Raw genomic sequence first — 20,271 nt, 5'->3', positions numbered from 1 at the left:
GGGGGGCGGGGGTGGCGGCGCGTCAGCCGACCGAACCCTCCATCTGCAGCTCGATCAGCCGGTTCAGCTCCAGCGCGTACTCCATCGGCAGCTCGCGGGCGATCGGCTCGACGAAGCCGCGCACGATCATCGCCATCGCCTCGGTCTCGCTCAGGCCGCGGCTCATCAGGTAGAACAGCTGGTCCTCGGAGACCTTGGAGACGGTCGCCTCGTGGCCCATCGACACGTCGTCCTCGCGGACGTCGACGTACGGGTAGGTGTCCGAGCGGGAGACGGTGTCCACCAGCAGCGCGTCGCACAGCACGTTCGACTTGGCGCCGTGCGAGCCCTCGCCGATCTCGATCAGGCCGCGGTAGGAGGTGCGGCCGCCGCCGCGGGCCACCGACTTGGAGACGATGTGCGAGGAGGTGTGCGGCGCCATGTGGACCATCTTCGCGCCGGCGTCCTGGTGCTGGCCCTCGCCCGCGAAGGCGATCGACAGGGTCTCGCCCCTGGCGTGCTCGCCCATCAGGTAGACGGCCGGGTACTTCATGGTGACCTTGGAGCCGATGTTGCCGTCGATCCACTCCATGGTCGCGCCCTCGTACGCCACGGCGCGCTTGGTGACCAGGTTGTAGACGTTGTTCGACCAGTTCTGGATGGTCGTGTAGCGGCAGCGGCCGCCCTTCTTGACGATGATCTCGACGACCGCGGAGTGCAGCGAGTCCGAGGAGTAGATCGGCGCGGTGCAGCCCTCGACGTAGTGGACGTAGGCGTCCTCGTCGACGATGATCAGCGTCCGCTCGAACTGGCCCATGTTCTCGGTGTTGATCCGGAAGTACGCCTGCAGCGGGATGTCCACCTTGACGCCCTTGGGCACGTAGATGAACGAGCCGCCGGACCACACCGCGGTGTTCAGCGCGGCGAACTTGTTGTCGCCGGCCGGGATGACGGTGCCGAAGTACTCCTTGAAGAGCTCCGGGTGCTCCTTCAGCGCGGTGTCGGTGTCCAGGAAGATGACGCCCTGCTCCTCCAGGTCCTCGCGGATCTGGTGGTAGACGACCTCGGACTCGTACTGGGCGGCGACGCCGGCCACCAGGCGCTGCTTCTCCGCCTCCGGGATGCCGAGCTTGTCGTAGGTCGCCTTGATGTCGGCGGGCAGGTCCTCCCAGGACTCCGCCTGCTTCTCGGTCGAGCGCACGAAGTACTTGATGTTGTCGAAGTCGATGCCCGACAGGTCCGAGCCCCAGGTCGGCATCGGCTTCTTGCCGAACAGCTTGAGGCCCTTGAGGCGGAGGTCGAGCATCCACTCGGACTCGTTCTTCTTCGCCGAGATGTCGCGGACGACCGCCTCGCTCAGGCCGCGCTTGGCGGCGGCGCCGGCGGTGTCCGAGTCGGCCCAGCCGTACTCGTACTTGCCGAGACCTTCGAGCTCGGGGTGTGCGATGTCAGTCATGCGAGGTTCCTCCGCGCGGACGAGCCGTTTTCGATGGGGGACGTACCGGCAGTCGGCACGGCACCGGGCGCCCGGGCGGGCGACGGTGCGGCACCGGATGCCGGCACATACGTGGTGCAGACCCCGTCGCCGTGGGCGATCGTGGCCAGCCGTTGCACATGGGTGCCAAGGAGCTGCGAGAAGACCTCGGTCTCCGCCTCGCAGAGCTGGGGGAACTGCTCGGCGATGTGCGCGACCGGGCAGTGGTGCTGGCAGAGCTGCGCGCCGGCCGGTGCGCCGGGCGCGGCGGCCGCGGACGGGACCCGCCGCACCGTGGCAGCGTACCCGTCGGCGCTGAGCGCCCGGGCCAGCGCCTCGGCGCGCTGCCCGCTGCCGGCCGCCGCCAGGGCGTCCTGGTAGCGCTCGCCCTGCCTGGCCAGCCGGGCCCGGGCGAAGGCGGCGACCGCCTCCTCGCCCGCGACGCCGCCGCCGGCCGCCGCCGAGATCCAGCGCAGCGCGTCGGCGGCGAGCTGGTCGTAGGCCTGGTAGAAGGCGCTGCGGCCGCTGTCGGTGAGGGCGAACACCTTGGCCGGGCGGCCGCGGCCGCGGCTGCCGTAGACCCGCTGCTCGCGGGCGTCGACCAACCCGGCGGCGGCCAGGCCGTCCAGGTGGCGGCGGACCGCGGCGGGGGTCAGGCCGAGCCGGCTGGCCAGGTCGGCGGCCGAGGACGGCCCGTGGTCGAGGATCGACCGGGCGACCCGGTCCCGGGTGGCCCGGTGGCCCTCGGCCGCGAGGGCCTCCGCCGCCGTCGCGGGCACGGCGCAGTCGGGAGCGTCGGGCTCCCCGGACTGGGCGGCGTGCGCGCGGATGTTTTTCACAACACGATTGTTGCGTAATTCGCCGGGCGGAGACAAGCCGTGACCCACGCCTCACCGGTGTCGTCCATCACGAAAGGCAAGCCTTACCTGAAAGGCCCCGTGAGCTGCTCCTAGACTCGCCGGTATGCATGCAGACCCCGCCGTCGAGGTGACCGGACTGGTCAAGCGGTACGGCGACAAGACCGCCGTGGACGGGCTGAGCCTGACCATCGCCCGGGGCACCGTGACGGCGGTGCTGGGCCCCAACGGCGCGGGCAAGACCACCACGGTCGAGACCTGCGAGGGCTACCGCCGCCCGGACGCGGGCACCGTCCGGGTGCTCGGCCTGGACCCGGCGGCCGAGGCCGCCCGGCTGCGGCCGAGGATCGGCGTGATGCTCCAGTCCGGGGGCGTGTACGCCGGCGCGCGCGCCCTGGAGATGCTCCGGCACACCGCGAAGCTGTACGCCGACCCGCTGCCGGTCGGCCCGCTCGCCGAGCGCCTCGGCCTGGACTCCTGCGGCCGCACTCCCTACCGCCGGCTCTCCGGCGGCCAGCAGCAGCGCCTCGCCCTGGCGATGGCCGTGGTCGGCCGCCCCGAGCTGGTCTTCCTGGACGAGCCCACCGCCGGCCTCGACCCGCAGGCCCGCCGCGCCACCTGGGAGCTGGTCACCGAGCTGCGCGCGGCCGGCGTCACCGTCGTCCTCACCACCCACCAGATGGACGAGGCCGAGCAGCTCGCCGACGACGTCGCGGTCGTCGACCGGGGCCGGGTGGTCGCCCAGGGCTCCCCCGACGCGCTGCGCGGCGCCGAGGCCCGGCTGTGCTTCGACGGCCCGCCCGGCCTCGACCTGGCCGGCCTGCGCAAGGTGCTGCCGGACCGGGCCGCCGTCACCGAGGCCGCCCCCGGCTCGTACCGGGTCGAGGCCGAGCTGGACGCCGCCCTGCTGGCCGCGGTCACCGGCTGGTGCGCCGAGTCCGGCGTGATGCCCGACAAGCTCGCGGTGCGGCGGCGCAGCCTCGAAGACGTCTTCCTCGACCTGACCGGACGGGAACTGCGATGACCGCCACCGACCTGACCCCCCGCCCGGGCGCCGCCCCGATCGGCCGGATGCTGCTCGCGCAGACCGCCCTGGAGACCAGGATGCTGCTGCGCAACGGCGAGCAGCTGCTGCTCACCGTGGTCATCCCGACCGTGCTGCTGGTGCTGTTCTCCGCGGTCGACGTGGTCGCCGCGGACGGCCCGGGCAAGCGGGTCGACTTCCTGGCGCCGGGCCTGCTGGCCCTGGCCGTGATGTCCACCGCGTTCACCGGCCAGGCCATCGCCACCGGCTTCGAGCGCCGCTACGGCGTGCTCAAGCGGCTGGGCGCCACGCCGCTGCCGCGCTGGGCGCTGCTGGCCGCGAAGACCGGCTGCGTGCTGGTCACCGAGCTGCTCCAGGTGCTGCTGCTGTCCGGCATCGCGCTGGCGCTGGGCTGGTCGCCGCACGGCAACCCGCTGGCCGTGCTGCTGCTGCTGGTGCTGGGCACCGCCGCGTTCTCCGGCCTGGGCCTGCTGATGGCGGGCACGCTGCGCGCGGAGGCCACGCTGGCCGCCGCCAACCTGGTGTTCGTCCTGCTGCTGCTGGCCGGCGGCGTGGTCGTCCCGCTGTCGAAGTTCCCGGCCGCGGTCCGCCCGGTGCTGGAGCTGCTGCCGATCTCCGCGCTCTCCGACGGCCTGCGCTCGGTCCTCCAGCTGGGCGCCGGCGTGCCCTGGGCGGACCTCGGGATCCTCGCGGCCTGGTCGGTGCTGGGCCTGGCCGCCGCCGCCCGCTTCTTCCGCTGGGAGTAGGGACGCCGGCGGACATGACGACGGTCCTGGAGGCGGTTGCCTCCAGGACCGTCTCCGTCCGCGCGTCAGGAGGCGCCGTTGGCCTTCTTGCGGCGCACCGCGTAGAGGATGCCGCCGCCCGCGGCGAGCACCGCGGCGCCGCCGACGGTCAGCGTCATGATGCCCTCGGCGCCGGTGAACGCCAGGCCGCCGCCACTGTTCGACCCGCCGCCGTTCGAGCCGCCGCCGGTGGAGCCGGAGTGGCTCGCCGACGGGGACGGGGTCGGGCCGGTCGAACCGCCCGGCTTCGGGCTCTCCGAGGCGCCGGGGGTCGGCGAGCCGGTGCCGGCCGGGGTGCTGGCGCTCTCCGAGGGCTTCGGGCTCTCGGTGCCGCCGGGAGTGCTGGCGCTGGCCGAGGGCTTGGGGCTCTCGGACGGCGTGGTGGTACCGCCGGGCAGGCAGCCGGTGAACGGGAAGTGGTGGGTCTCGGCGCCGCCGCTGCCGGTCAGCGACTTGGCCCACACCGAGCCGTTGACCGGGCCGCCGATGGTGAGGTCGAAGGCCGCGTTCGGCGCGAGGATGCTGCCGGGCCAGGCGACGCTGCCCTTGTCCTTGACGCCGTACTTGACGACCTTGGTCGCGGTCGGGAAGTTCCACAGCAGCTTGGCACGCTCGGCGCCGCCGTCCGCCGACTGCAGCTTGTCGTCCAGGACGTACGCGTTCTTGCCGTGGTCCCAGATCAGGAAGCCCGTGGTGGGGGCCTTGGACTGGTCGTAACTGTCGCCGGTGACGTTGATGATCGTGGTGGAGCCCGCCGGAACCTTGAGGTAGACCTCGTTGGCCTTCTCCAGCGTCGCGGCTGCCACCGTGAAGACGTTCGTCTTGGTGTCGGTCCCGGTGAAGGTGATCCCCCGGCCGTCCAGGACCGGCGCCCCTCCGGTGGTCTTGGCGACCTCGGTGGAGACGTGCCGCAGGTTGGCGAACTCCTTGGCGAAGTCGATCGGGGACTTGCCCTTGGTGATGCGGCCCAGCTGGCCGGGGCCCTGGTTCTCGCCGGCGTAGACGCCCTTGCCGTTCTCCACCCCCACGTAGGCGCTGTCGTGGACGAGGTTGCCGCCGACCACCAGCGAGTAGCCGCCGGGGAGCGCGTCCACCTCGTCCCCGGTGAGTTCCTTGCCGACGGTGAAACCGCCCCGGAAATCGGCGTTGCCGCCAACCGCGACGGCGCCTTCCGCGTCGGGGGTGTGGGTGTCGTTCCCCTCGATGAACTCGCCGTACTTTCCGGCGACGCCGAGGTCGAAGCAGGTGCCGCCGGTCGTGGGGGCGGCGGTCGCGGCGGTCGGGACGACCAGGGCCGCGAGGGCGAGCGAGCCGCCGAGCGCCACGGCGGCAGCGGATATGGACTTGCGCATGTGCAGGACTCCGCGTGTGGGTGCGGGCAGGAGTGTGAGATGAGCCCAATCCGGAAAATGGTATGGACCAAACCGCACTCTTTCGGCCAGTTGTGCGACGGGTCAAGGCCGTTGACCGACACGCTCGAAATGATCCTTTTTGTCCACCGCCCGAACCGGAACGTTTCGGCCCTGACCGCCCACGGACGACCGGCCGACCGCTTCGCCGCGCCCGGGGCCGGGGCACGGTGTAAGCCCGCCTACGATGGTCCGGTGACCAACCCGCTCTCGCTCCTCGCCGACCGCTGGCACCCGTCCCCGCAGCTCGTCCGCCGGGCGGCGCTGGCCGCGCTGGTGATGAGCGTGGTGATCGTGGTGACCGGCGGCGCCGTCCGGCTGACCGACTCCGGTCTGGGCTGCACCACCTGGCCGCGCTGCACCGCCGACAGCGTGACGCCGACGCCCGAGATGGGCGTGCACGGCGTCATCGAGTTCACCAACCGGATGCTCACCTACGTGCTGTCCGCCGCGATCGGCTGGTTCATCCTGGCCGCGCGCTGCGCCAAGCCGTGGCGGCACTCGCTGACCAAGCTCGGCTGGGCCCAGTTCTGGCTGGTGGTCTCCAACGCGGTGCTCGGCGGCATCACCGTGCTGACCGACCTCAACCCGTACGTGGTGGCGCTGCACATGGTCGCCGCGATGGGCCTGGTCTGGGCCGCGGTGCTCAGCTGGGAGCGCAGCGGGGAGGGCGACGGCGCGCCGCGCCCGCTGGCCGCGCCCGGGATCCAGCGCTTCGCCCGGGTGCTGGTGGCCTCGATCGGTGCCCTGGTGCTGGTCGGCACGCTGGTCACCGGCGCGGGCCACCACCCGGGGTCGTCCGGCACCTGGCGGATCCCGGTCGACTACGACCGCCTGGTCCAGGCCCACGCCGACCTGGTCTTCCTCTCGGTGGGCCTGACGCTGGCCGCGCTGCTGGTGTTCGCCGCGGTCAAGGTCCCGCCGGCCGCCCGGGCCCGGGTCCGGGAGCTGTTCGCCCTGCTGCTGCTGCAGGGCGTGCTCGGCTTCGTGCAGTACTTCACCGACGCCCCGGAGCTGATGGTCGGCCTGCACATGCTGGGCGCCGCCCTGGTCTGGGGCGCGGCGCTCCGCGTCCCGCTGGCCCTGCGCACCCGGGCCGGCGTCCCGTCCCAGGCCGACGCCCCCTCCGCCGAGCTGGTCGCCTGACCGTCCCGGTCACCACCGGTCCCAGTGCAGGACCTGCTCGCGCGGGATCCGCCGGGCCGGCCTGAAGTCGGTGCCGACGGTGTGCGCGAGCGGGACGAACGCGGCCAGCATCACCTCCTCGTACGGGACGCCGAGCACCGCGGCGAGTTCGCGCTCCAGCGGGCCCTGCGCGGTGGTCCAGACGGTGCCCAGGCCGCGGGCCCGGGCGGCCAGCATGAAGCTCCAGACCGCGGGCAGGATCGAGCCCCAGGTCATCGACTGGTCGAGCACCGAGGCGCCCTCGGTGCGGCCCTCGACGGCGGGGATGACGAAGGCCGGCACCCGGTGCACGTTCTCGTACAGGTGCCGCAGGCCGTCGTGGACGCGCTCCATCGAGCCGGGGTGGGCGTACATCCGGGCCTCGTCGCGGGCGGTGGGCGGGGCGCCGCCGCCGGTCCGCAGCGCGCGCCGGAAGAGGTCGGCGACCCGCAGCCGCTGCTCGGGGTCGGTGACCACCAGGAAGTGCCAGCGCTGCCGGTTGCGGCCGGTGGGCGCCTGGGTGGCGAGGTCGACGCACTGCTCGATCAGCTCGCGGGCGACCGGGCGGTCCAGGTCGAGGCGCTTGCGGACGGCGCGGGTGGTGGACAGCAGTTGGTCCGGGTCCAGGTCGAGCAGCACGGCGCTCCCCTATCGTCTGTCGACAGATGATTGTTCCGCAGATGATCCGGAAGCATACGAGCCCGGCCGTCGGGGGTCAAACAATCTGCGGCCAGACGATTACACTGCACTCCGACACCCACCACCCGACACCCACCACCCGACACCCACCACCCGACACCCACCACCCGACACCCACCACCCGACACCCACCACCCGGCCCCCACCACCAAAGGACGACGGATGACGGACGGCTACTTCCCGCGGCTCGCGGCCGAGCGGCCGGACGTCGCGCTGTGCCGCGCCTCCTCGGCGGTGGCCCGGATCGGCGAGGCGCACGCCCGCGCCGCCGGGCTGGGCACCGGGCCGCACCTGGTGCTGAAGATGCTCGCCGAGCGCGGCCCGTCCTCGCAGCGGGCCCTGGGCGAGCAGCTGCGGATCGACCGCACCGTGATGGTCGGGATCTGCGACGGCCTGGAGGAGGCGGACCTGGTCCGCCGCGAGCGCGACCCGGCCGACCGCCGCGCCTACGCCGTCACCCTCACCCCGGCCGGCCGCGCCCGGCTGGCCGAGGCCGAGCGCACCGTCCCCGCCCTGCTGGACGAGGCGCTCGCCCCGCTGAACGCGCAGGAGCGCGGACAGCTGTCCGCGCTCCTGCTGAAACTCCTGGCGTCGGACTGAACCGACCCGGCCGGTCAGATCTGGATGCCGGCCATCCGCTTCCACTCGTACGGGCCGGTCTTCACCTTCAGGCCCAGCTCGCCCTCGAAGCTGTCGTGCAGGGTCAGCCCGGCCAGCTCGGCGGCCCGGCGGCCGATCGGGTAGCTCGGCGCGACCTGGTCGCCCCAGGCGCCGTCCGCGCCGACCAGGACGATCCGGGTGGCCGCGGCGCCGACGTACTCGACGACGACGTCGGCGCTGCCGCCGTGCCGCGCGGCGAAGTCGCTCAGGTGCTTGGCAATGCGCTTGGCGCGGCGCTCGGCGCGGGCGTCCGGCGCGGTGGTGGTGGTCTCCGCGGTGGTCATGCCCGCATGCTACCGACCGGTAGTGCCGCTGGCGACGGGAGTGCGCTGTGCCGGGGGCCACACCGCGGGCAGCGGCAGCTCGCCGGCGCCCGCGTAGGCGCGGGCGAAGTCGGCGGCCTCGGGGCCGGGGCGGGCGATCCGGTGGATCCGCTCCAGCCGCAGCCGCAGCGCGAAGGCGCGCTGCCCGGGCGGCAGCCCGGCGGGCAGGTGCAGCAGGTCGAGCAGCCGGTCGGAGAACTCCTGGGTGCGCCAGGCGGCGTCCAGCCGGCGCCGCTGGTAGCCGTCCAGCGCGCCGGGCTCGCCGCCGAGGTCGGCGAGCAGCGCGCCGGCCAGGTCGGCGGCGTCGCCGACGGCCGCGTTGAGGCCCTTGGCGCCGGAGGGGGTGACGGTGTGCGCGGCGTCCCCGGCGAGCAGCAGCCGGCCGTGCCGGATCCGGTCGGCGACCTGGCCGCGCATCCGCAGCACGCCGGTCTCCAGCAGTTCGCCGGGCCGCGGGTCGGCGCCCGCCAGGTCGAGCCGCCGGGCCAGTTCGGCGCGGATCCGCTCCGGCGCCCACGCCCCGGGGAGCTCCCCGGGGGGCACCTCCAGGTAGAACCGGCCGACGTCGGCGGTGCGCGGCATCATCCCGGCGAACCCGTCGGCGTGCACCGCGTAGCGCACCCGCTGCACCGGCCGGTCGATCCGGGCCAGCACGGTCAGCCAGTCGTACGGGTAGCGCCGCCCGGGGCCCGCCGCGCCGCCCGGGAAGGCCGCCGCGACGACGCCGCGCGCGCCCTCGCAGCCCACCGCGTAGTCGGCCCGCAGCCGCGCTCCGGCCGCGGTGCGCAGCAGCACCCCGCCATCGCCGTCGCCGTCGGCGGCCACCTCGGCGACCGGCGACCCGAACGCGATCTCCCCGCCCGCCGCCTCGTACGCGGCGACCAGGTCGCGCACCAGCGACTGCTGCGGGTAGACCCAGTGCCGGGCGCCGCCGGACAGCGTCCCGTAGTCGACCTCGACCCGCTCGCCGAGGCAGCTGATCTCGCACCGGCCGTGCCGCTCGCCCTCGGCGGTCAGCCGGTCGGCCAGGCCGAGCGCCCGCAGGTACGCGACCACCCGGTGCTCCAGCACCCCGGCCCGGGCGGTTCCCTCCAGCGCGGCCCGGGAGAGCCGCTCGTGCACGGTCACGCCGACGCCGGCCCGGCGCAGCACGTGCGCGAGGACCAGCCCGGCGGGTCCGGCGCCGACGATGGCGACGGTGGTGCGGGCGGGGCGTGCGGTCATCGGCGTTCTCCCGGTGCGGTCGGCGGACGTCGGCAACCTAACACCTGACGGACCGCCAGTTCACCACCGCCGGAGCGGGCGTGAATACTGGCCCGATGAACGATTTCCGTGGCTGGCCGGCCGAGGCGCTGGAGTTCTACGAGCACCTGGAGGCGGACAACTCGAAGACCTTCTGGGCCGCGCACCGCGCGGTGTACGACGAGATCGTGCTGGCGCCGATGGAGGCGCTGCTGGCCCGGCTGGAGCCGGAGTTCGGCCCGGGCCGGGTGTTCCGGCCGAACCGGGACGTCCGGTTCTCGGCCGACAAGTCCCCGTACAAGACGAACATCGGCGGCTACCTGGAGTCCGGCGGCTACGTGCAGCTGTCGGCGGACGGGCTGGCCTGCGGGCTGGGCTACTACTTCCTGGCCGCCGACCAGTTGGCGCGCTACCGGGCCGCGGTGGCCGAGGACGTGCCGGGGGCCGAGCTGGAGCGGGTGGTGGCGGCGGTGCGGGCGGCCGGGCCGCGGGTGGTGGGCCGCAACAGCCTGAAGACCGCGCCGCGCGGCGTGCCGAAGGACCACCCGCGGATCGAACTGCTGCGCCACAAGGGCCTGATCGCCTGGCAGGAGTGGGAGCCCGCGGCCTGGCTGGGCACCGCGCGGGCGTACGGGCGGGTCACCGCGTTCCTGCGCGCGGCGGCGCCGCTGCACGAGTGGCTGGAGAACCACGTCGGCCCCAGCGAGCTTCCGCCGCGCTGAGGCCGAGAGGGAGAGGGAAAGAAGAGGGGAGAAGGACTCAGCCCACGAAGGGGTCGATCGCGACGACCAGGAACAGCAGGGTCAGGTACGTGATCGACCAGTGGAACAGCCGCATCTCCTTGAGCTTGGCGCCCACGATGCCGGCCTTGGCGCGCGACTGGAGGGCGTACGCCTCCTTCATCCACAGCGCGCCGAGGACGGCGGCGACGGTCGGGTACAGCCAGCTGGTGTGCGCGGCGGGCCACAGCAGCAGCGAGGTCGCGACCATCACCCAGGAGTAGGCGACGACCTGCTTGGCGACGCCGATGTTGCCGCGGATCACCGGCAGCATCGGCACGCCGGCCTTGGCGTAGTCGTCGCGGACCTTCATCATCAGCACCCAGGTGTGCGGGGGCGTCCAGAAGAACACCACCAGGAACAGCACCACGGCCGCCCAGGACAGCGAGTTCGTCACCGAGGACCAGCCGACCAGCACCGGCATGCAGCCGGCGATGCCGCCCCAGACGACGTTCTGCGAGGTGCGGCGCTTGAGGCCGAGGGTGTAGACGAAGACGTAGAAGAGCAGCGCGCCGAGCGCGAGCGCCGAGGACAGCCAGTTGACCAGGACGCCGAGCCACAGGGTGGAGACCACGGCGAGGGTGATGCCGAAGACCAGCGCCTCGCGCGGGGAGACCATGCCGGTGACGATCGGGCGCCGCTCGGTGCGGGACATCACCGCGTCGATGTCCCGGTCGATGTACATGTTGAGCGCGTTGGCGCCGCCCGCCGAGAGGTAGCCGCCGACCACCACCGCGAGCACCCGCCACAGGTTGGGCACGCCGCCCTGGGCCAGGAACATCACCGGCACCGTGGAGATCAGCAGGAGTTCGATGATGCGGGGTTTGGTGAGGGCGACGAAGGCCCCGACGCGGGCCCCGAGCGGCCGGGGCGCGGTCCTCGCCCCTACCACCACCCCGGCGGGGCGGGATTCGACGGCGGTCACGGACACCTCAACAGTCGATGAACTTCCACAGGCGTCCCGGAGACCCGCAGGGTGCCCGCCGTCCGCTCTGCGCGTACCACGCAACCATAGACGTTCCATATCTCCCGATCCGCCCCGGGGTCCCCCGGCGAGCCGTACGAGCTCGCGTCTTGCCCCTCGGACGGGCAAACCCTCCCCGGACGGGTGAAGGTAGGACAGCGGAGTTGACGAAGCACCAGCGGAATGCGGATCGGCCGTCTCACGTTGTCCCGCCACAGAGGGTGAGGTGCGCCGCAAACGGTAGGCTCGCACAGAGAAGCGGGATCAACCCTCCGTGATCGGCACCAGCCACAGCGGCGTGGCCGAGCGGTCCTCTTCACGGGGTCACACTTCACAGAATCCGGAAGGAGCCCTGAGCCAGGGTGAGCACCACGCCGAACGTCTTTGAGTGGAGCGAGTCGGACCAGCGGGCCGTCGACACGGCCCGGGTCCTGGCGATGGACGCCGTGCAGAAGGTGGGGAACGGGCACCCCGGCACGGCCATGTCGCTGGCTCCCGCCGCGTACCTCATCTTCCAGCGCTTCCTGCGCCACGACCCCACCGACCCGACCTGGGTCGGCCGGGACCGCTTCGTGCTCTCGCCGGGGCACACCTCCCTCACGCTGTACACCCAGCTGTTCCTGTCCGGCTACGGGCTGTCGCTGGACGACCTGAAGGCCTTCCGGGTCGCGGGCAGCCGCACCCCGGGCCACCCGGAGCACGGCCACACCGCCGGCGTGGAGACCACCACCGGCCCGCTCGGCCAGGGCATCGGCAACGCGGTCGGCATGGCGATGGCCGCCCGCTACGAGCGCGGCCTGTTCGACCCGGACGCGGCGCCCGGCACCTCGCCGTTCGACCACACGGTCTGGGCGATCGTCTCCGACGGCGACCTGGAGGAGGGCATCTCCGCCGAGGCGTCCTCGCTGGCCGGCCACCAGAAGCTGGGCAACCTGGTCGCGCTGTACGACGACAACCACATCTCGATCGAGGGCGACACCGCCACCGCGTTCTCCGAGGACGTGCTGGCCCGCTACGAGGCGTACGGCTGGCACGTCCAGCGGGTCGCCCCGAAGTCCGACGGCGACATCGACGTGGTGGCGCTGGCCGCCGCGCTGGAGGCCGCCCGGGCCGAGACCGGCAAGCCGTCGATCATCGCGATGCGCACCATCATCGCCTGGCCCGCGCCGAACGCCCAGGACACCGCCAAGGCGCACGGCTCGGCCCTCGGCGACGCCGAGATCGCCGCCACCAAGAAGGTGCTCGGCTTCGACCCCGCCAAGACCTTCGAGGTCTCCGACGAGGTCGTCGCGCACGCCCGCCTGGTGGTCCAGCGCGGCCAGGCCGCCCGCGCCGCCTGGGACGGCGAGCTCGCCGACTGGCGCGCCGCCAACCCGCAGCGCGCCGCCGAGTTCGACCGGATCCAGATCGGCGAGCTGCCCGACGGCTGGGAGAAGGCGATCCCGGTCTTCCCGGCCGGCAAGGACGTCGCCACCCGCAAGGCGTCCGGCGACACCCTGAAGGCCGTCGGCAAGCTCGTCCCCGAGCTGTGGGGCGGCTCCGCGGACCTCGCCGAGTCCAACCTCACCACCATCGACGAGGAGTCGTCCTTCCTCCCGGAGGGCAACCCGCTCAAGAGCGCCTCGCCGTACGGCCGCACCATCCACTACGGCATCCGCGAGCACGCCATGGGCTCGGTGATGAACGGCATCGCGCTGCACGGCCGGACCCGGATCTACGGCGGCACCTTCCTGGTGTTCTCCGACTACATGCGCCCCGCCGTCCGGCTCGCCGCGCTGATGAAGCTGCCGGTGGTCTACGTCTGGACGCACGACTCGATCGGCCTCGGCGAGGACGGCCCGACCCACCAGCCGGTCGAGCACCTGGCCGCGCTGCGCGCCATCCCCGGCCTCGCCGTGGTCCGCCCGGCGGACGCCAACGAGACCGCCGTGGTGTGGCGGACGGTGCTGGAGCGGCAGACCAGCCACCCCGGCCCGGTCGGCCTGGCGCTGACCCGGCAGGGCGTGCCGACCTTCGACCGCGAGGTGTTCGGCTCCGCCGAGGGCGCGGCCAAGGGCGGCTACGTGCTGGCCGAGGCCGAGGGCGGCGAGCCCAAGGTGATCCTGATCGGCACCGGCTCCGAGGTGCAGCTGGCCGTCCAGGCCCGCGAGGCGCTGCAGGCCGAGGGCGTCCCGACCCGGGTGGTCTCGCTGCCGTCGGTGGAGTGGTTCAACGAGCAGGACCAGGCGTACCGGGACAGCGTGCTGCCGCCGAACGTCCGGGCCCGGGTCTCGGTCGAGGCGGGCATCGCCCAGGGCTGGCGCGAGCTGGTCGGCGACGCCGGCCGGATCATCAGCCTGGACCACTTCGGTGCCTCCGCCGACTACCAGGTGCTGTACCAGGAGTTCGGCATCACCGCCGACGCGGTCGCCAACGCCGCCCGCGCCTCGCTGCGCACGGTCGAGGCCGTCTCCCGCTGACGCGCCGATCCGGCCGGCCCGGGGCGTCCGCGGCGCCCCGGGCCGGCCGACCCGGACCCCACCTGACGCACGCACTAAAGAAGAAGAGGGACTGAGCACCATGACCGACGCATTGAACCGCCTCAGCGAAGAGGGCGTGGCGATCTGGCTCGACGACCTGAGCCGGGAGCGCCTGAACTCCGGCAACCTGGCCGAGCTGGTGCAGGAGAAGCACGTCGTCGGCGTCACCACCAACCCGACCATCTTCCAGAAGGCCATCGGCGGCGGCAGCGCCGCCTACGACGGCCAGCTGACCGACCTCGCGGTGCGGGGCGTCACCACCGACGAGGCGATCCGCATGATCACCACCTCGGACGTGCGCGACGCCGCCGACGTGCTGCGCCCCGTCTACGACGCCTCCAACGGCCGCGACGGCCGGGTCTCCATCGAGGTCGACCCCCGCCTCGCGCACCAGAGCGCGGCGACCGTCGCCGAGGCCAAGCAGCTGTGGTGGCTGGTCGACCGCCCCAACGTGCTGATCAAGATCCCCGCCACCCTGGCCGGCCTGCCCGCCATCAGCGCCGTCCTGGGCCGGGGCATCAGCGTCAACGTCACGCTGATCTTCTCCCTGGAGCGCTACCGCGCCGTCATCGACGCCCACCTGAGCGGCCTGGAGGCCGCCAAGGCCGCCGGACTCGACCTGTCCCAGATCGAGTCCGTCGCCTCGTTCTTCGTCTCCCGGGTCGACACCGAGATCGACAAGCGCCTCGACGCCGCCGGCACCCCCGAGGCCAAGGAACTGCGCTCCAAGGCCGCGCTCGCCAACGCCCGCCTCGCCTACCGGGCCTACGAGGAGGTCTACGGCTCGGTCGACGGCACCAAGCCCGCCTCCGCCCGCTGGGCCGCCCTGGAGGCCGCCGGCGCCAAGCCGCAGCGCCCGCTCTGGGCCTCCACCGGCGTCAAGGACCCGAACCTGCCGGACACCCTGTACGTGACCGAGCTGGTCGCCCCCGGCACCGTCAACACCATGCCCGAGGCCACCCTGGACGCCACCGACGACCACGGCGCCGTCACCGGCGACACCATCACCGCGCACTACGCCGACGCCGAGGCCGTCCTCGCCGCCGTCGCCACCGCGGGCGTCGACTACGACGACGTGGTCCAGCTCCTGGAGGACGAGGGCGTCAGCAAGTTCGAGGCGTCCTGGACCGAGCTGCTGGAGACCGTCACCGCCGCGCTCGAAGCCCACCGCCAGAACTGACCCCGCTCACGGAACCGACGCACGGAAAGCGGAGCACATCAGAGTGAGCAACACCCAGCCGTACCCGGATGTGGAGGGGACGGAGCCGGCCGTGGGCGACACCCAGGAACGGCCCGTCAACCCGCTGCGCGACCCCGCCGACCGGCGGCTGCCGAGGATCGCCGGGCCGTCCGGCCTGGTGATCTTCGGCGTCACCGGCGACCTGTCGCGCAAGAAGCTGATGCCGGCGATCTACGACCTCGCCAACCGCGGCCTGCTGCCGCCGGGCTTCTCGCTGGTCGGGTTCGCCCGCCGCGAGTGGGAGGACGAGGACTTCGCCAACGAGGTCCACGACGCCGTCAAGGAGCACGCCCGCACGCCCTTCCGCGAGGAGGTCTGGCAGCAGCTGGCCAAGGGCATGCGCTTCGTCCAGGGCGACTTCGGCGACGACGAGGCCTTCGACACCCTGCGCCGCACCATCGAGGACCTCGACCAGGCGCAGGGCACCGGCGGCAACTTCGCGTTCTACCTGTCGGTGCCGCCGAAGTTCTTCCCGACCGTGGTCCAGCAGCTCAAGAAGCACGGCCTGACCGACCCGCCGCAGGGCTCCTGGCGCCGCGCGGTGATCGAGAAGCCGTTCGGCCACGACCTGGCCAGCGCCCAGGAGTTGAACCGGATCGTCCACGAGGTCTTCCCGCGCGACGAGGTCTTCCGGATCGACCACTACCTGGGCAAGGAGACCGTCCAGAACATCCTGGCGCTGCGCTTCGCCAACCAGATGTTCGAGCCGATCTGGAACCGGTCGTACGTCGACCACGTGCAGATCACCATGGCCGAGGACATCGGCATCGGCGGCCGGGCCGGCTACTACGACGGCATCGGCTCCGCCCGCGACGTCATCCAGAACCACCTGCTCCAGCTGATGGCGCTGACCGCCATCGAGGAGCCGGCGTCCTTCCACCCGAAGGCGCTGGTCGCCGAGAAGCTGAAGGTGCTCAGCGCCGTCAAGCTCCCCGCCGACCTGGGCGCGCACACCGTGCGCGGCCAGTACGCGGCCGGCTGGCAGGGCGGCGAGGAGGTCGTCGGCTACCTGGACGAGGACGGCATCAACCCCGAGTCCGGGACCGACACCTACGCCGCGATCAAGCTGGAGATCAACAACCGGCGCTGGGCGGGCGTCCCGTTCTACCTCCGCACCGGCAAGCGGCTGGGCCGCCGGGTCACCGAGATCGCGGTGGTCTTCCAGCGCGCCCCGTACCTGCCGTTCGACTCCTACGCCACCGAGGAGCTCGGCCAGAACGCCCTGGTGATCCGCGTCCAGCCGGACGAGGGCGTCACCGTGCGGTTCGGCTCGAAGGTCCCCGGCACCGCGCTGGAGGTCCGCGACGTCACGATGGACTTCGCCTACGGCGAGTCCTTCACCGAGTCCAGCCCCGAGGCGTACGAGCGCCTCATCCTGGACGTGCTGCTCGGCGACGCGAACCTCTTCCCGCGGCACCAGGAGGTCGAGCTGTCCTGGCAGATCCTCGACCCGATCGAGCAGTACTGGGACAGCCACGGCAAGCCCGCGCAGTACCCGGCCGGCACCTGGGGCCCGGTCGAGGCGGACGAGATGCTCGCACGAGACGGCAGGAGCTGGCGCCGCCCATGAAGATCGACCTGACCGACACCACCTCCAGCAAGATCAACGCCGCCTTGATGGACGCCCGCCGGGCCAGCGGCTCGACCGCCGCCGGCATGGTGCTGACCCTGGTCATCGTGACCGACGAGGGCAGCGCCTACGACGCCCTCAAGGCCGCCAACGACGCCTCCCGCGAGCACCCCTCGCGGACCCTCGCCGTCATCAAGCGGGCCGGCCGCTCGCCGCGCGCCCGGGCCGAGACCCGGCTCGACGCGGAGATCCTGGTCGGCACCGACGCGGGCAGCGGCGAGACGGTCGTCCTCCGGATGCACGGCGAACTCGCCGCGCACGCCCAGTCCGTGGTGCTGCCGCTGCTGCTGCCGGACGCCCCCGTGGTGGTCTGGTGGCCGGACAACGCGCCGCTCAACCCGGCGCAGGACCCGCTCGGCGCGCTCGCCCAGCGGCGGATCACCGACGCGGTGACCGCCGAGTCCCCGGTCGGCCAGCTCGCCCAGCGGGCGGCCGGCTACACCCCCGGCGACACCGACCTCGCCTGGACCAGGATCACCGGCTGGCGCTCCATGCTGGCCGCCGCCCTGGACCAGCGCGAGGTGGAGATCACCGGCGCGGTGGTCGAGGGCGAGTCGTACAACCCCAGCGTCGAACTGCTCGGCCTGTGGCTGCACAACCGGCTGCGGGTCCAGGTCGAGCGGGTCGTCACCGGCGGCCCCGGCATCACCGCCGTCCGGCTGCGCACCAAGGACGGCGACATCACCCTCGACCGCCCCGACGGCCTGCTCGGCACGCTCTGCATGCCCGGCGCGCCCGACCGGATGGTCGCGCTCAAGCGCCGCGACACCGCCGAGCTGATCGCCGAGGAGCTGCGCCGCCTCGACCCCGACGACATCTACGCCACCGCCGTCCGCACCCCGGTCGACCGGCTGCGCGAGCGGATCGCCGGCGTCGGGCACGCGGGCCCCGGCGGCACCGTGGAGGCCGCGGCCCCCGCCGCGGCGGAGCCGGAGGAGCCCAAGGTGGTCGAGGCGGCGGTCGCCGCCCCGGCCCGGGTCACCGCCAAGCTGCCGGAGAAGGCGGCGGCGAAGAAGACCGCCGCCAAGAAGGCCACCGCGAAGAAGACCGCGCCGCGCAAGCGGAGCGGCCAGTGAGCTCCGACCTCGTCCTGGTCCACCGGGACGCGGCGCTGCTCGCCCAGGCGGCCGCCGCCCGGCTGCTGACCGCCGTGGCCGACGCCCAGGCCGCCCGGGGCACCGCGCACCTGGTGCTCACCGGCGGCCGCAACGGCAACGCCCTGCTCGCCGCGCTCGCCGCCCACCCGGCGCGCGACGCGGTCGACTGGGCGCACGTCGAGCTGTGGTGGGGCGACGAGCGCTACCTGCCGGCCGGCGACCCGGAGCGCAACGCCGTCCAGGCGGCCGCGTTCCTGGACGCCGTCCGGCCGCTCGGCGCCCGGGTGCACGAGATGCCCCCGGCCGACGGCGCCCCCGCCGAGCAGGCCGCCGCCCGCTACGCCGCCGAACTGGCCGCGGCCGCCGCCCCCGGCGAGGCGCTGCCGCTGTTCGACGTGCTGCTGCTCGGCGTCGGCCCGGACGCGCACGTCGCCTCGCTCTTCCCCGGCCACCCGGGCACCGAGCAGGCCGACGGCACCGTCATCGCGGTCCACGACTCCCCCAAGCCCCCGCCGACCCGCCTCTCGCTGACCCTCCCGGCGCTGCACCACGCCCGCCAGGTCTGGCTGCTGGCGGCCGGCCAGGACAAGGCGGACGCGGTCGCCCTGGCCCGCACCTCCCCCGGCGCCGCCACGGCCCCGGCCGGCGCGGTCACCGGCACCGAGCGCACGCTCTGGCTGCTGGACGACGCGGCGGCGGGCAAGACCGCCTGAGTCACCGCCATCCCCGAAGGCCCGGTCCGCCCCGCGCGGACCGGGCCTTCCGCGCTCCCCGGCACCCCCGCCGGAACGCGCGGAGGGCGCCACCGGTGACCGGTGGCGCCCTCGCGCCTCAGCGCTCCGTGCTCAGATCTCGCCGCGCAGCTTGGCCAGCGCCTCGGCGAGGATCGCCTCGCCGTCCGCGTCGGTGCGGCGCTCGCGGACGTAGGCGAGGTGGGTCTTGTAGGGCTCGTTGCGGGCCGGGGCGGGCGGGTTGTGCTCGTCCTGGCCGGCCGGGAAGCCGCAGCGCGGGCAGTCCCAGGTGTCCGGGATGGCCGCCTCGGCGGCGAAACTCGGACGCGTCTCGTGCTTGTTGGCGCACCAGAAGGAGATGCGGTTGCGCGGGGCGGATTCGCCGCGCTCCGCTTCGCCCATCGGGCCGGCGCCGACTCTGCTGCCTCGGATCGCGTTGCCACTTGCCACGGTCTGACTCCCTGCGTGCTGGTGCCGTCCGGCCGCGGCTGGGCGGACGGTGGCGAAGTCGTCCTAGTGTAAGCGGGAGTTAAGCCTGCGCCACCATCGCCCGCCGAGTTGGTGTCAGTTGGTCTTGAGCAGCAGACCGAGGACCACGATGCACGCGAACCAGGCGATGCCCAGGATCACGGTGATGCGGTCGAGGTTGCGCTCGGCCACCGCGGAACCGCCACCGGTGGAGGCCGCGCCGCCACCGAACATGTCCGACAGACCGCCGCCCTTGCCCTTGTGCAGCAGCACCATCAGGATCAGCAGCGCGCTGAGGACGATCAGAGCAATCTCGAACCCGAGAACCACGACGGACCAACTCTCTCGAATCTTCGGCGAAGGGGCCGGGCCCGCTCCTCGCGGTCCGGCCCCAAAGCCTACGTTGCCGCAGGGGCGTTAGCCTACTGCCTGCTCACGGTAGCGCACGATCTTGACGAACTCCTCGGCGTCCAGCGAGGCACCGCCGATCAGGGCGCCGTCGACGTCCGGCTTGGCCATCAGGCCGGCCGCGGACGAGGACTTCACCGAACCGCCGTACAGCACGCGGACCTTGCCGGCCAGCTCGGGGCCGTACAGCTCGGCGAGCCGGGCCCGGATCGCGCCGCAGACCTCCTGCGCGTCCTCGGGGGTGGCCACCTCGCCGGTGCCGATCGCCCAGACCGGCTCGTACGCGACGACGACGCTCTCGGCGTCGGACGCCGGGACGCCGTCCAGCGCGCCGTCGAGCTGCGCCAGGGTGTGCGCGACGTGGGTGCCCGCCTTGCGGACCTCCAGCGGCTCGCCGATGCACAGGATCGGGGTGATCCCGTGGCGGTAGGCGGCCTTCACCTTGGCGTTGACGATCTCCTCGTTCTCGCCGTGGTACTGGCGGCGCTCGGAGTGGCCGATCACCGCGTAGGCGGCCTTCAGCTTCGCCAGCATCGGGCCGGAGATCTCGCCGGTGTAGGCCCCGCCGTCGTGCCGCGAGATGTCCTGCGAGCCGTACTTGAGCTTCAGCTTGTCGCCGTCGACCAGGGTCTGCACCGAGCGCAGGTCGGTGAACGGGACCAGGACGGCGACCTCGACGGCCTCGTAGTCCTTGTCGGCCAGCGAGAACGCCAGCTTCTGGGTGTGCTGGATGGCCTCGAGGTGGTCGAGGTTCATCTTCCAGTTGCCCGCCATCAGCGGGAGACGCTCAGTCATGTC

At 73.1% G+C, this 20,271-nt stretch carries 20 protein-coding genes; 10 read left to right on the top strand and 10 right to left on the bottom strand.

What is annotated here, in order from left to right:
• Window positions 1-22 precede the first annotated feature (22 nt).
• The gene (gene sufB, locus KSE_RS27520; protein WP_014138633.1) at window positions 23-1,435 is read right to left on the bottom strand and encodes a Fe-S cluster assembly protein SufB; all 1,413 of its coding nucleotides are present in this window, start codon (window positions 1,433-1,435) and stop codon (window positions 23-25) included.
• Complete coding sequence (locus tag KSE_RS27515; RefSeq protein WP_014138632.1) at window positions 1,432-2,292, bottom strand: helix-turn-helix transcriptional regulator; 861 nt, start codon at window positions 2,290-2,292, stop codon at window positions 1,432-1,434. Before KSE_RS27515 ends, sufB begins: the two co-directional genes overlap by 4 nt.
• Window positions 2,293-2,416: 124 nt before the next feature.
• On the opposite strand from KSE_RS27515, the gene KSE_RS27510 reads away from it, so the two are divergent.
• Together KSE_RS27510 and KSE_RS27505 are read left to right on the top strand one after the other, a co-directional pair.
• Window positions 2,417-3,334: an ABC transporter ATP-binding protein gene (locus tag KSE_RS27510; RefSeq protein ID WP_014138631.1), complete on the top strand. Its 918-nt coding sequence runs from the start codon at window positions 2,417-2,419 to the stop codon at window positions 3,332-3,334.
• Complete coding sequence (locus tag KSE_RS27505; protein ID WP_014138630.1) at window positions 3,331-4,101, top strand: ABC transporter permease; 771 nt, start codon at window positions 3,331-3,333, stop codon at window positions 4,099-4,101. The genes KSE_RS27510 and KSE_RS27505 overlap by 4 nt, the downstream gene beginning before the upstream one ends.
• Before the next feature lie 65 nt (window positions 4,102-4,166).
• On the opposite strand, the gene KSE_RS27500 is transcribed toward KSE_RS27505, so the two are convergent.
• Window positions 4,167-5,492, bottom strand: coding sequence for a choice-of-anchor A family protein (locus KSE_RS27500; RefSeq protein ID WP_014138629.1), 1,326 nt, complete (start codon window positions 5,490-5,492; stop codon window positions 4,167-4,169).
• A gap of 129 nt (window positions 5,493-5,621) precedes the next feature.
• On the opposite strand from KSE_RS27500, the gene KSE_RS27495 reads away from it, so the two are divergent.
• Window positions 5,622-6,695, top strand: a complete 1,074-nt coding sequence (locus KSE_RS27495; RefSeq protein ID WP_014138628.1) for a COX15/CtaA family protein — start codon at window positions 5,622-5,624, stop codon at window positions 6,693-6,695.
• A gap of 9 nt (window positions 6,696-6,704) precedes the next feature.
• Here the strand turns inward: KSE_RS27495 and KSE_RS27490 are convergent, their stop codons facing one another.
• Window positions 6,705-7,352 (bottom strand): nitroreductase family protein, encoded by a 648-nt coding sequence (locus tag KSE_RS27490; RefSeq protein ID WP_014138627.1) that lies wholly within the window; start codon window positions 7,350-7,352, stop codon window positions 6,705-6,707.
• 222 nt (window positions 7,353-7,574) lie between these two features.
• Between KSE_RS27490 and KSE_RS27485 the strand changes: the two genes are divergently transcribed.
• Window positions 7,575-8,012, top strand: a complete 438-nt coding sequence (locus KSE_RS27485; RefSeq protein ID WP_014138626.1) for a MarR family winged helix-turn-helix transcriptional regulator — start codon at window positions 7,575-7,577, stop codon at window positions 8,010-8,012.
• Window positions 8,013-8,026: 14 nt separating this feature from the next.
• On the opposite strand, the gene KSE_RS27480 is transcribed toward KSE_RS27485, so the two are convergent.
• Both KSE_RS27480 and KSE_RS27475 read right to left on the bottom strand, forming a co-directional pair.
• Entirely contained in the window at window positions 8,027-8,356 is a 330-nt protein-coding gene (locus KSE_RS27480) for a hypothetical protein (protein ID WP_014138625.1), read from the bottom strand.
• Window positions 8,357-8,365: 9 nt separating this feature from the next.
• Complete coding sequence (locus tag KSE_RS27475; protein WP_014138624.1) at window positions 8,366-9,619, bottom strand: FAD-dependent monooxygenase; 1,254 nt, start codon at window positions 9,617-9,619, stop codon at window positions 8,366-8,368.
• A 95-nt stretch (window positions 9,620-9,714) separates the two neighbouring features.
• Here KSE_RS27475 and KSE_RS27470 point away from each other — a divergent pair, with 95 nt between their 5' ends.
• On the top strand, window positions 9,715-10,359 hold the full coding sequence (locus tag KSE_RS27470) for a DUF2461 domain-containing protein (protein ID WP_014138623.1): 645 nt from the start codon (window positions 9,715-9,717) through the stop codon (window positions 10,357-10,359).
• A 37-nt stretch (window positions 10,360-10,396) separates the two neighbouring features.
• Here the strand turns inward: KSE_RS27470 and KSE_RS27465 are convergent, their stop codons facing one another.
• Window positions 10,397-11,341: a heme o synthase gene (locus tag KSE_RS27465; RefSeq protein WP_014138622.1), complete on the bottom strand. Its 945-nt coding sequence runs from the start codon at window positions 11,339-11,341 to the stop codon at window positions 10,397-10,399.
• Window positions 11,342-11,742: 401 nt separating this feature from the next.
• On the opposite strand from KSE_RS27465, the gene tkt reads away from it, so the two are divergent.
• The 5 genes from tkt to pgl all read left to right on the top strand — a co-directional run bounded on the left by tkt (window position 11,743) and on the right by pgl (window position 18,579).
• Window positions 11,743-13,839 (top strand): transketolase, encoded by a 2,097-nt coding sequence (tkt, locus tag KSE_RS27460; RefSeq protein WP_014138621.1) that lies wholly within the window; start codon window positions 11,743-11,745, stop codon window positions 13,837-13,839.
• A 100-nt stretch (window positions 13,840-13,939) separates the two neighbouring features.
• On the top strand, window positions 13,940-15,079 hold the full coding sequence (tal, locus tag KSE_RS27455) for a transaldolase (protein WP_014138620.1): 1,140 nt from the start codon (window positions 13,940-13,942) through the stop codon (window positions 15,077-15,079).
• Between the two features lie 91 nt (window positions 15,080-15,170).
• A complete protein-coding gene (gene zwf / locus KSE_RS27450; protein ID WP_014138619.1) occupies window positions 15,171-16,709 on the top strand; it encodes a glucose-6-phosphate dehydrogenase in 1,539 nt (512 codons plus the stop codon).
• The gene (gene opcA, locus KSE_RS27445; RefSeq protein WP_014138618.1) at window positions 16,706-17,845 is read left to right on the top strand and encodes a glucose-6-phosphate dehydrogenase assembly protein OpcA; all 1,140 of its coding nucleotides are present in this window, start codon (window positions 16,706-16,708) and stop codon (window positions 17,843-17,845) included. The genes zwf and opcA overlap by 4 nt, the downstream gene beginning before the upstream one ends.
• Window positions 17,842-18,579 carry a 6-phosphogluconolactonase gene (gene pgl, locus KSE_RS27440; protein WP_014138617.1) on the top strand — a complete coding sequence of 246 codons (738 nt, stop codon included), beginning with the start codon at window positions 17,842-17,844 and terminating at the stop codon, window positions 18,577-18,579. Before opcA ends, pgl begins: the two co-directional genes overlap by 4 nt.
• Before the next feature lie 132 nt (window positions 18,580-18,711).
• Here the strand turns inward: pgl and KSE_RS27435 are convergent, their stop codons facing one another.
• The 3 genes from KSE_RS27435 to tpiA form a co-directional block, all read right to left on the bottom strand.
• Window positions 18,712-18,999 carry an RNA polymerase-binding protein RbpA gene (locus KSE_RS27435; protein WP_014138616.1) on the bottom strand — a complete coding sequence of 96 codons (288 nt, stop codon included), beginning with the start codon at window positions 18,997-18,999 and terminating at the stop codon, window positions 18,712-18,714.
• Between the two features lie 162 nt (window positions 19,000-19,161).
• Window positions 19,162-19,395, bottom strand: coding sequence for a preprotein translocase subunit SecG (gene secG / locus KSE_RS27430; RefSeq protein WP_014138615.1), 234 nt, complete (start codon window positions 19,393-19,395; stop codon window positions 19,162-19,164).
• An 87-nt stretch (window positions 19,396-19,482) separates the two neighbouring features.
• Window positions 19,483-20,268: a triose-phosphate isomerase gene (gene tpiA, locus KSE_RS27425; protein WP_014138614.1), complete on the bottom strand. Its 786-nt coding sequence runs from the start codon at window positions 20,266-20,268 to the stop codon at window positions 19,483-19,485.
• Between the last annotated feature and the right edge of the window lie 3 nt (window positions 20,269-20,271).

This window comes from Kitasatospora setae KM-6054 (assembly GCF_000269985.1).
Lineage (GTDB): Bacteria > Actinomycetota > Actinomycetes > Streptomycetales > Streptomycetaceae > Kitasatospora > Kitasatospora setae.
Note: the sequence above shows the minus strand (reverse complement) of the source record. Positions and strands in the feature narration are given on the sequence as shown.